Annotated in this window: 1 protein-coding gene; it reads left to right on the top strand. The window is 69.9% G+C overall.

Annotation, left to right across the window (positions count from 1 at the left end; all coding sequences use genetic code 11):
* The coding region (locus AC16DP_RS27110; RefSeq protein WP_483956885.1) for an amino acid adenylation domain-containing protein at positions 1-5,866 on the top strand (5,866 nt) is incomplete at both ends.

Here is a 5,866-nt window from a genome sequence, read left to right as displayed (position 1 = left end):
AGGTGTACCTGCTCGACGCGCACCTGCGTCCCGTGCCCGTGGGCGTGCCCGGTGAGCTCTACATCGGCGGCGACGGCCTGGCCCGCGGCTACCTCTCCCGCCCGGACCTCACCGCCGAGCGCTTCGTCCCCAATCCCTTCTCCACCCAGCCCGGTGCGCGCCTCTACCGCACCGGTGACCTGGCGCGCTGGCGTCCCGATGGCGTCCTCAACTTCCTCGGCCGCATCGACAACCAGGTGAAGGTGCGCGGCTACCGCATCGAGCTGGCCGAAGTGGAAGCCGCCCTCCTCGCCCACCCCGAGGTGCGTGAGGCCGTGGCCCTCGTCCGCGAGGACGTGCCTGGCGACAAGCGCCTCGTCGCCTACGTCGTACCTGCGCTCGCCGATGTGGACTCGCTGCAGGCCTTCCTCGCGCAGCGGCTCCCCGAATTCATGCGGCCCTCGGCCTTCGTGGCACTGGAGAGCCTCCCGCTCACCTCCAATGCCAAGGTGGATCGCAAGGCCCTGCCCGCGCCCGACAGCTCGCCCCACCTGCGCTCCCGTCCGTACACGCCGCCCGCGACCCCCACCGAGGAGCGGCTCGCCGCGCTGTGGGCCCAGGTGCTGCGCGTGCCCCAGGTGGGCCGCGAGGATGATTTCTTCTCGCTCGGCGGCCACTCCTTGCTGGCCACCCAGGTGATGGCGCGCCTGCACGCCACCTTTGGCGTGGAACTCCCGCTGCGCACCCTCTTCGAGGCCCCCACCGTGAAGGACTTCGCGGCGCGCCTCGACGCCGCCGCCCGGGCCAGCGCCGCCTCTCGGCTGCCCCCTCTGGTGCCCGCTCCCCGCAACGGCCCGCTGCCCCTGTCCTTCGCTCAGCAGCGCCTGTGGTTCCTCGATCAGCTCGAGCCCGACAGCCCTCTCTACAACCTCCCCGCCGCCATCCGGCTCGAAGGCACCCTGGACCTCGCCGCGCTCCGGCATGGCTTCCAGGAGTTGGTGCGCCGCCACGAGTCCCTGCGCACCACCTTCGGCTCCGAGGCAGGGCAACCCGTCCAGGTCATCGCCCCGTCCGTCTCGCTCCCCCTGGAGGTGGTGGACCTCTCGGCCATCCCCTCCGAGCAGCGGGAGGCCGAGGTGCTGCGCCTCGTCCACGAGGACGCACAGCGCTCCTTCCAGCTCTCCACGGGTCCGCTCCTGCGCACCCACCTGCTGCGGCTCTCCGCCCATGAGCACGTGCTGCTGCTCAACATGCACCACATCATCTCCGATGGCTGGTCCTCGGGCGTGCTGGTGCGGGAGCTGGCGGCCATCTATGAGGCCCAGCTCCGGGGCAAGCCCTCGCCTCTGCCTGAGTTGACGGTGCAGTACGCGGACTACGCCATCTGGCAGCGGCAGTGGCGGAGCGAGGTGCTCGAGCAGCAACTCACGTACTGGAAGCAGCAGCTCGCCGGGGCGCCTCAGGCCCTGGAGTTGCCGACCGACAAGTCTCGGCCCGCCATCCAGTCCGTCCGCGGCGCACAGCTTCCCGTGAAGCTGCCGAAGGACCTCTCCGAGCGGCTCCTCCAGCTGTGCCAACGCGAAGGGGTCACGCCCTTCATGGCCCTGCTGGCCTCCTTCCAGCTCCTGCTCTCGCGCTACTCCAACCAGGACGACATCTGCGTCGGCTCGCCCATCGCTGGCCGCCAGCATGCCGAGCTCGAGGGCCTCATCGGCTTCTTCGTCAACACCCTCGTCCTGCGCTCCCGCATCGACGCCCGGGCCTCCTTCCGCTCGCTGCTCGCCCAGGTCCGTTCCACCACGCTCGATGCCTTCGAGCACCAGGACGTCCCCTTCGAGAAGCTGGTCGAGGAATTGCGGCCTCCGCGTGACTTGAGCCGCACGCCGCTCTTCCAGGTGATGTTCGCCCTCCAGAACGCCCCCATGGGCAACCTGGAGCTCCCGGGCCTCTCCCTGCGCACGCTTCCTCCTGGCGAGCTCACCGCCAAGTTCGATCTCACCCTCTTCCTCTCCGAGGGACCGGAGGGATTCACCGGCACGCTGGAGTACTGCGTGGATCTCTTCGAGCGAGACACCGTCGCTCGCATGATGAGCCACCTGCAGGTGCTGCTCACCTCCATCCTCGCCCAGCCCGATGCGCCCCTGGCCTCCCTGCCGCTGATGACCGGGGCCGAGCGTCAGCAGCTGCTGGTGGAATGGAACGCCACGGGGGCCGAGTACCCGCGCGAGGCGTGCGTCCACGAGCTGGTGGAGGCCCATGCCCGTGCCAGGCCGGACTCGCTGGCCGTGGCGGACAAGCACCACAAGCTGACGTACCGGGAGCTCGACGAGCGGGCCAACCAGCTCGCTCACCACCTGCGCACGTTGGGCGTGGGCCCGGAGTCCGTGGGCGTGGTGTGCGTGGCGCGCTCGGTGGACTTCATCGTGGGCGCGCTGGCCATCCTCAAGGCCGGTGGCGCCTACCTGCCGGTGGATGTGGCCTACCCCACGGAGTGGCAGCGCCAGGTGGTGGGCGACAGCGGCGCGAAGGTGGTGCTGTCGCATCGCGCACGCGCGAGCCTCGTGGAGGGCGCCGGCGCGGCCGTGGTGTGCCTGGATGACGAGAGCGTGCTGGAGGCTCAGCCCAAGCACCGGCCGGAAACGGGCGTGGGCGCGCAGAACCTCGCCTACAGCATCTACACGTCCGGCTCGACGGGCAGGCCCAAGGGCGTGGCGGTGACGCACCGCAGCCTCGTCAACCTGGGCAGGTGGTACGAGCGCACCTACGCGGTGAAGCCCGAGGACAGGACGACGCTGGTGGTGGGCCTGTCCTTCGACGTGTCCGTCTGGGAGGTGTGGCTCAACCTCATGGTGGGTGCCAGCGTGCACATGCCCGAGGACGAGGTGCGCGCAGAGCCTCGGCGGCTGCTGCGCTGGCTGGCGGAGGAGAAAATCACCGTCTCCTTCATGGCCACGCCCATGGCGGAGGCGGTGCTGGAGGAGCAGTGGACGGACGACGTCGTCCTGCGCTGGCTCTTCACCGGTGGAGACAAGCTTCACCGCCGTCCACGCAAGGAATTGAAGGCCGCGCTGGTGAATGTGTATGGCCCCGCGGAGAACACCGTGGCCACCACCATCTGCCAGGTGGAGCCCGAGGGCGTCGTGGAGGGCTTGCCGCACATCGGCCGGCCTCTGTCCAACGTCCGCGTGTACGTGCTCGACGAGCGCCTGGCGCCGGTGCCGGTGGGCGTCTGGGGCGAGCTCTACATCGGCGGCGAGAACCTGGGCCGCGGCTACCTGGAGCGGCCCGCTCTGACGGCCGAGCGCTTCATCCCCAACCCGTTCGAGCAGAACGGGGCGCGCATGTACCGCACCGGCGACGTGGTGCGCTACTTCCCCGACGGCAACATCGAGTTCCGCGGCCGCAATGACTTCCAGGTGAAGATTCGCGGCTTCCGCATCGAGCTGGGTGAAGTCCAGTCCGTGCTCGACAAGTTCCCGGGCGTGCGTCAGTCCGTGGTGGTGGTACGCGAGGACGTCCCGGGCAACAAGCGGCTGGTGGCCTACTGGGTGGCTCAGGAGGACCAGACGCCGGACGCCTCCGAGCTGCGCGAGCACCTCAAGCAGAAGCTGCCCGCGCACATGGTGCCCTCCGCCTTCGTGCAGCTGGAGAAGGTGCCCCTCACCCCCAACGGCAAGGTGGACAGGAAGGCCCTGCCCGTGCCCGAGGGCGTTTCAGGCAGCTCGGCCGAGCCCCTGGCGCTCCCGCGCAACGAGCTGGAGGTGCAGCTCGCCGCCCTCTGGTGCGGAGTGCTGGGCGTGCCGCAGGTGGGCATCCACGACGACTTCTTCGCCCTGGGCGGCCACTCCCTGCTGGCCACCCAGCTCGTCTCACGCATCCGCGGCGCCTTCGGCGTCGAAATCCCCCTGCGCGCCATCTTCGAGAGCCCCACGATCGCGGCGCTCGCCAGCCAGCTGGAGGGGGCCCTCGTCCAGCGCATCCCCTCGGCTCCCGCGCTGCACACCACGCCTCGCGTGGGCTCGCTGCCCGTCTCCTTCGCGCAGCGGCGGATGTGGATCATCGATCAACTCCACCCCCTGCACGCCGACTACAACGTCTTCTCCGCGCTTCGGATGGAGGGCACCCTCCAGGTGGACGTGCTGCGGCGCAGCCTCGCCGAGGTGGTTCGCCGTCACGAGTCCCTGCGCACCGTCTTCCGCTCCGGCCTCGAGGGCCTCATCCAGGTCATCCAGCCCGAGGCCTCCCTGTCCCTGGGTGAGGTGGATCTCTCCTCTCTGCCCGCACCAGCGCGCGAGGCGGAGGTGCTCCAGCGGGCCGAGCAGGAGTCCCAGCGTCCCTTCGATCTGGCCACCGGCCCCCTCTTCCGGGGAGAGCTGCTGCGGCTTTCCGACAGCGAGCATGTGCTGCTGCTCAACATGCACCACATCGTCTCCGATGGCTGGTCCATCGGCGTGCTGGTGCGCGAGGTGGCGGCCCTCTACGAGGCCTTCGCCCAGGGCCGCCCCTCTCCCCTGCCCGAGCTCCCCGTCCAATACGCCGACTACGCCTCCTGGCAGCGGCAGTGGCTGCAAGGCGAGGTGCTCGACACGCAGCTGCGCTGGTGGCGCCAACAGCTCGCCGGGGCGCCACATGCCCTGGAGTTGCCCACCGACAAGCCTCGGCCCTCCGTGCAGTCCTTCCGCGGCGCGCGGGTGCCCGTGAAGCTCTCGAAGGACCTCTCCGAGCGCCTCCTCCAGCTCTGCCAGCGTGAGGGAGTCACCCCCTTCATGGCGCTGCTGGCCTCGTTCCAGCTCCTCCTCTCGCGCTACTCCAACCAGGACGACATCAGCGTTGGCTCGCCCATCGCCGGCCGCCGGCACGCCGAGCACGAGGGCCTCATCGGCTTCTTCGTCAACACCCTCGTCCTGCGTGCTCGCCTCGCGGGTGTCACCACCTTCCGCGAGCTGCTGCACCAGGTGCGCGAAACCACCCTCGGCGCCTTCGCCCACCAGGACGTCCCCTTCGAGAAGCTCGTCGAGGAGCTCCAGCCCCAGCGTGACCTGAGCCGCTCGCCGCTCTTCCAGGTCATCTTCGCCCTGCAGAACGCGCCCATGCCCGAGATGGCCCTCCCGGGCCTCTCCCTGCGCCCGCTCGAGGTGGAGAACCGCGTCACCAAGTGCGACGCCAGCCTCATCCTCTCGTCCTCTCCCGAGGGCTTCGACGGCGTGTTCGAGTACGCCACCGATCTCTTCGAGCACACCACCGCCGCTCGCATGATGGGCCACTTCCAGGTCCTCCTGGAGGCCGCGCTCTCCCGTCCCGAGGCACCCCTCTCCGAGCTGACCCTGATCTCCGAGACCGAGCGCCAGCAGGTGCTCGTCGACTGGAACCAGACGCAGCGGGACTACCCCCGCGACGCCTGCATCCACCACCTCTTCGAGAGGCAGGTGGCCCTGCGTCCCGACGCCATCGCCGTCGAGTTCGGCGAGCAGCGCCTCACCTACCGGGAGCTGGACGCGCGCTCCAACCAGCTCGCCCACCTCTTGCGCTCGCAGGGCGTGGGACCCGACTCCCTCGTCGCCCTCTTCCTCGATCGCTCCCTGGAGCTCGTCGTCTCCCTGTTGGGCATCCTCAAGGCCGGTGGTGCCTACCTCCCGCTCGACGCCTCCTACCCCGCCCAGCGCCTCGCCTTCATGTTGGAGGACGCTCCGCCCCGGCTGCTGCTCACCTCTCGCACCCTCCGCTCGCAGCTCCCCGTCTCCGACTCGTTGCCGTGTCTCTTCTGGGAGGAGCTGAGCCTCGAGGCTCTGCCCACGTCCGCGCCCGAGACGGGCGTCACCTCGCGCCACCTCGCCTACGTCGACTTCACCTCCGGCTCCACCGGCAGGCCCAAGGGCGTCGCCATCGA

It is taken from the genome of Archangium sp. (genome assembly GCF_057119385.1).
Note: the sequence above shows the minus strand (reverse complement) of the source record. Positions and strands in the feature narration are given on the sequence as shown.